Source organism: Paenibacillus sp. 01T422, assembly GCF_056398785.1.
On sequence record NZ_JBFTQB010000600.1, the window covers coordinates 1 to 4,086 of the forward strand.

Annotated in this window: 9 protein-coding genes; 5 read left to right on the plus strand and 4 right to left on the minus strand. The window is 41.8% G+C overall.

What is annotated here, in order from left to right:
* Positions 1-158: 158 nt before the first annotated feature.
* The 4 genes from AC1DUA_RS26880 to AC1DUA_RS26895 all read right to left on the minus strand — a co-directional run bounded on the left by AC1DUA_RS26880 (position 159) and on the right by AC1DUA_RS26895 (position 1,271).
* The gene (locus AC1DUA_RS26880; protein WP_477502684.1) at positions 159-416 is read right to left on the minus strand and encodes a hypothetical protein; all 258 of its coding nucleotides are present in this window, start codon (positions 414-416) and stop codon (positions 159-161) included.
* Between the two features lie 2 nt (positions 417-418).
* Positions 419-721 carry a helix-turn-helix transcriptional regulator gene (locus AC1DUA_RS26885; RefSeq protein ID WP_477502685.1) on the minus strand — a complete coding sequence of 101 codons (303 nt, stop codon included), beginning with the start codon at positions 719-721 and terminating at the stop codon, positions 419-421.
* Between the two features lie 142 nt (positions 722-863).
* Complete coding sequence (locus AC1DUA_RS26890; protein ID WP_477502686.1) at positions 864-992, minus strand: hypothetical protein; 129 nt, start codon at positions 990-992, stop codon at positions 864-866.
* A gap of 39 nt (positions 993-1,031) precedes the next feature.
* Positions 1,032-1,271 (minus strand): helix-turn-helix transcriptional regulator, encoded by a 240-nt coding sequence (locus tag AC1DUA_RS26895; protein ID WP_477502687.1) that lies wholly within the window; start codon positions 1,269-1,271, stop codon positions 1,032-1,034.
* 141 nt (positions 1,272-1,412) lie between these two features.
* Here AC1DUA_RS26895 and AC1DUA_RS26900 point away from each other — a divergent pair, with 141 nt between their 5' ends.
* The 5 genes from AC1DUA_RS26900 to AC1DUA_RS26920 form a co-directional block, all read left to right on the plus strand.
* Positions 1,413-1,763, plus strand: a complete 351-nt coding sequence (locus AC1DUA_RS26900) for a helix-turn-helix domain-containing protein (protein WP_477502688.1) — start codon at positions 1,413-1,415, stop codon at positions 1,761-1,763.
* 23 nt (positions 1,764-1,786) lie between these two features.
* Entirely contained in the window at positions 1,787-1,981 is a 195-nt protein-coding gene (locus AC1DUA_RS26905) for a hypothetical protein (RefSeq protein ID WP_477502689.1), read from the plus strand.
* A gap of 84 nt (positions 1,982-2,065) precedes the next feature.
* On the plus strand, positions 2,066-2,683 hold the full coding sequence (locus tag AC1DUA_RS26910; RefSeq protein WP_477502690.1) for an ImmA/IrrE family metallo-endopeptidase: 618 nt from the start codon (positions 2,066-2,068) through the stop codon (positions 2,681-2,683).
* Positions 2,673-3,053, plus strand: a complete 381-nt coding sequence (locus AC1DUA_RS26915) for a hypothetical protein (RefSeq protein WP_477502691.1) — start codon at positions 2,673-2,675, stop codon at positions 3,051-3,053. Before AC1DUA_RS26910 ends, AC1DUA_RS26915 begins: the two co-directional genes overlap by 11 nt.
* Position 3,054: 1 nt before the next feature.
* The coding region (locus AC1DUA_RS26920; protein WP_477502692.1) for a recombinase family protein at positions 3,055-4,086 on the plus strand (1,032 nt) is incomplete at its 3' end.

The window sequence follows — 4,086 nt, forward strand, 5'->3', positions numbered from 1 at the left end:
CTTCAGCAAGAAATTCATTTGGAGCAAAAACCCGAGTAACCACAAAACGAGCATTAGTGCACTGGCAGCTTGGACAGGTTGGTTCATCAATTTGATGCTCTTCAACCGCATAACTGAGTTGACAGTCCTCGCATTCGTAGAAGTCGTATTTCAAAAGATCAGGCATGTTTACTTGCCTCCTTCACTGTTGCGCCATTCTGTGTTAAAATAAGCGCAACAAGATTCTTTAAGYGGATTCTTAACGGCACTCGGGCCCCCACCCGGGTGTTTTTCATTTCTTGCTCCATTTGAGCAACTTCGCTGTACATCCAATCACTCGCCGCGCAGCATACCTCTGCGTCAAGCTTTATATTCCTAAACATCCGGTGACGGTAATCATTCAACTTCTCGCGGTATTCGGCTTCGCTCAAAAGCATCGTTATCTCCTTTCCGGTCTCACTTTGAAGAAGCTGACCAATTCTTTGATTTTGTCTAACTTGCTTTCTAAAGCTAGAAGCTTCTTCCATCCATCTTTGCTGCCAGCTAGATCCAGACCAACAAGATCTTCACACTCGCAAACCTTTGCCCATTGCTTAACCAATACATAACTGGGTTGCGGGATCGCACCCGTTTCAATTCTCGATAGAACCGATCGGTCCAAGTTCAACCGTTTTGCCAGCTCATCCTGGGACCACTTCTTACGTGTACGGCCTAATTTCAGAATTTCTCCGATTCTTTCCACCATCATCACCTCCCCTCGATGTGTTCACTATTTGCACGGTGAGATCGTTCTATTGTGATGAAGGTATTTGGTATTCTTAATTCAACAGCAATTACCTCGAACTAAAAATCCTCTAAACCTGCTTGCTAGCGGCAGGTCCTTCTTAACTAACTTTCTGATTGTCCGCAGCCTTCTTCTCGACAATCTTGTCAGAGTATTTCAATGTCAACCTCGCCAACAACGCATGGAACTTCTGCCATGCTTTTTCACTCATCCCCGGATTGTGCGGCATGCCCCTCACCTCCCTTCACTTCATACTTTTTCTAAAAACTTAAGCACTGGACTCTTCGCCACCGCACATATTGTGCGGTTCATCGTCAAAAAAAAGAGATTGAACTGTAACGCCATAGTAAGAAGATAATCTAATTTTGATTTCGTCCTTGGGCATTCTTTGTCCGTTCTCATACATCTGAAGTGCACTAACGCTGATTTGAACAGCTTTCGCGACCTCATCACGACTCTTTTCTCCACGAAGGACAGCAAGTCGTCTTCCTACATTTTCTCTTGTCATCTTTTTTCACCGTCCTCTCCAACACAATTTGTGCGGCTATGAATATAATGTACAACACAATTTGTGCGGTGTCAACACTTATCGTGTTTTTTATGTAAAAATCACACACTATGTGCTATTATTCGGAGTAGGGTGATGATCATGGCCACTTTTGGCGATCGGTTAAAAGAATTAAGAAAAGAAAGAAATAAAACACAAAAAGAATTAGCTAATAAATTTAATATGAGTGAAAGCGCGATTGGAATGTACGAGAGGAATGAGCGTACGCCTTCTCAAGAACTAACTAAAGAAATAGCTGATTATTTTCAAGTTACTGTTGATTATCTTCTTGGTCGATCTGATTTTAAAAAATGGTCCGATGAGTCTAAAAAACTTTCTAGTAACCGCGCTTACTACGGTGGTGGCGATGATTGGACCGAGGATGAAAAGCAAGCAGCTGATGCATTCATTGAGATGTTGAGAAAAAGAAAAATTGACCAGGATAAAAAATAGCAAATACCCCATAGGAGGATTTTATGCTCAAACGTAACCAACCCCTCCGAACTCCAGTTGAATTCGAAGAAGCCATGAAGTCAGGCGTTAAAGTAATGGTTATGCAAAAGGGAAAACTGCTGGATTATGGTGGACCAATCGAACGATACACTGAAGATGCAGTGTACATAGATGGCGGATACTACTTAACAATGAATTGTGAATTTAGAGTCAGATAAATAACGGCCCAATGAAGGGCTTTTATTTTCAAATAAAAACCGAACATATATTCTCATTACTCCCAATATTCTAGGAGGCACTTCATGGATCTCACTCTGTACAAGCCTACTGAAACAGAACAATGGATTAACAAGCAATATCACACCGTAGGCATTCATTATGCTTCTGATCTAGATATTGATAACATTGCTGACTTGTTCGGCATCGAGGTTCACTTCCGTGAAGGGAAATCTTTTATTGATTTCATTGATGAATTTAATTTCATTGTTATTAACGCACGACTTGACACTGAAAATCGTAGAAAAGAATTTTTTCACGAACTAGGTCACTTTGTTCTTCATTGCGGAAAACAGGACAATATGACCCGCCTTTTTATGGAGCTCCAAGAAATGCAAGCGGATCAGTTCCAAATCTATGCTGCCATGCCCTTCTATATGTTGGAGGAATTCAAGTATGTTCCAGCCCATAATCTTATCAAAGTCTTATCAGAAGCATTTGTTCTCCCGGAGTCATTTGTGAAGAAGCGACTTGAACAAATTAAGAACCGAATGTATTGGCATGAGCAGGACCTAAACTTAAAGGAGCGGCTCAATCGGAAAGTCACAATAACAGAGCAGAGCTTCCAAGAATTTGTCGCTGAAACGCATCGTAGATATGACGAAAGGTATGGTAAGACGAATGAAGATACGTGTGTATTATGAAGAGAACCCCGAACTAAATATATTGAATCCTGTTTGGCTCGTTGTTTACTTTGGACGCGAAAAATTTAATTGGAAAGCAAGACGTTTCTTAATAAATCTAGAAGCCCCATTTAAACGAATCAAGCGCAGTGAGTTAGATATCGGTGAAAACGTAATGAGTTTCAGCGTCACTATTGAAGATTTAGTGCGTGATGTTTTACGTCCTGAGGGCTTTCTAGTGGATATCCAATCTATGCTCAATCGTATTCAAAAACTGCATGAAACACAGTTCTTTGACCATTTAGATATTGATCAGTTCATCATTCAATTGGCCGATATTGAAGATGTGCTTCAAATGAACATTAGTCGGTACTACGATTGGGGGTTTTAAGATGGTACGAGAACTAACTGTCGTACAAATGAGAGTTGCGTTGTACATTCGGGTATCCACGGACGAGCAGGCAAACGAGGGTTTTTCTATTGAGGCTCAAAAGCGTCGCCTGATCAGCTTTGCTGACTCTCAAGACTGGAATATTGCTGATATTTACATTGATGATGGCTACAGCGCAAAGGATCTAAAGCGGCCAGAGATGAAGCGAATGATCGACGATGTGAAAGATCAAAAGTTCGATGTAGTCCTAGTCTACCGGCTTGATCGAATGACGCGTTCAACAACCGATTGCGACTATCTGCTGAAGCTTTTTGAAATGCACCAAGTAAAGTTTCAATCCTCCTCAGAATCGTTTGAGACACGCACAGCCACAGGACGTCTGTTCATTCGACTTGTGGCAGATATAGCCCAGTGGGAGCGTGAGAACATCGCTGAGCGCGTCCGCTTTGGCATGGAACAAAAAGCACACGAAGGCAAAAGGCCTGGCGGTAGAGTTCCTTTCGGATATGATGCCGAAGAAAAGCAAATACCCGAAGAAGTAGAATTCATTCGGGAAATTAGAAACCTCTATATCTACGGTGATTCAAGAGGTAAATTACTTGGATTTGATAAAATTGCAAGAACTATGAATGTGAAGGGAAAGCTACGCCGTGGTTTTGAATGGTCAGGAGCCACCGTCCAAACAACATTAGAAAACCCTTACTATGCCGGAATCATTCGTTATGGTACTAAATTGGCTAATGGTAAATATCCAATCCGAAAAAAAGAAGAACGTGTTCATTGTATTGAGTCCACCGGCAGCCATGAGGCTATTTGGAGCCAAGAAGAATTTAAGGAACTTATCAGCCTAATGAAGTCACGCGGCGGTAGCGGATACTCGCGGAAGCAAGAATACTGGTTCACTGGTACTCTTCGTTGCGGAAAATGTGGATCTTCAATGGGTGGTCGCCTAACAACTGCTCGTTCTTTGAAAGACGGGTCTATAATTCGAACAGCATATTACATGTGCCAAAAAAGACGTGATGGCAGAAGT

Excerpts from the sequence above, each read along its gene's own strand:
- AC1DUA_RS26910 (WP_477502690.1), top strand. The coding sequence starts at position 2,066 with ATGGATCTCACTCTGTACAAGCCTACTGAAACAGAACAATGGATTAAC.
- AC1DUA_RS26890 (WP_477502686.1), bottom strand. The coding sequence starts at position 992 with ATGCCGCACAATCCGGGGATGAGTGAAAAAGCATGGCAGAAGTTCCAT.
- AC1DUA_RS26895 (WP_477502687.1), bottom strand. The coding sequence starts at position 1,271 with ATGACAAGAGAAAATGTAGGAAGACGACTTGCTGTCCTTCGTGGAGAA.
- AC1DUA_RS26900 (WP_477502688.1), top strand. The coding sequence starts at position 1,413 with ATGGCCACTTTTGGCGATCGGTTAAAAGAATTAAGAAAAGAAAGAAAT.
- AC1DUA_RS26905 (WP_477502689.1), top strand. The coding sequence starts at position 1,787 with ATGCTCAAACGTAACCAACCCCTCCGAACTCCAGTTGAATTCGAAGAA.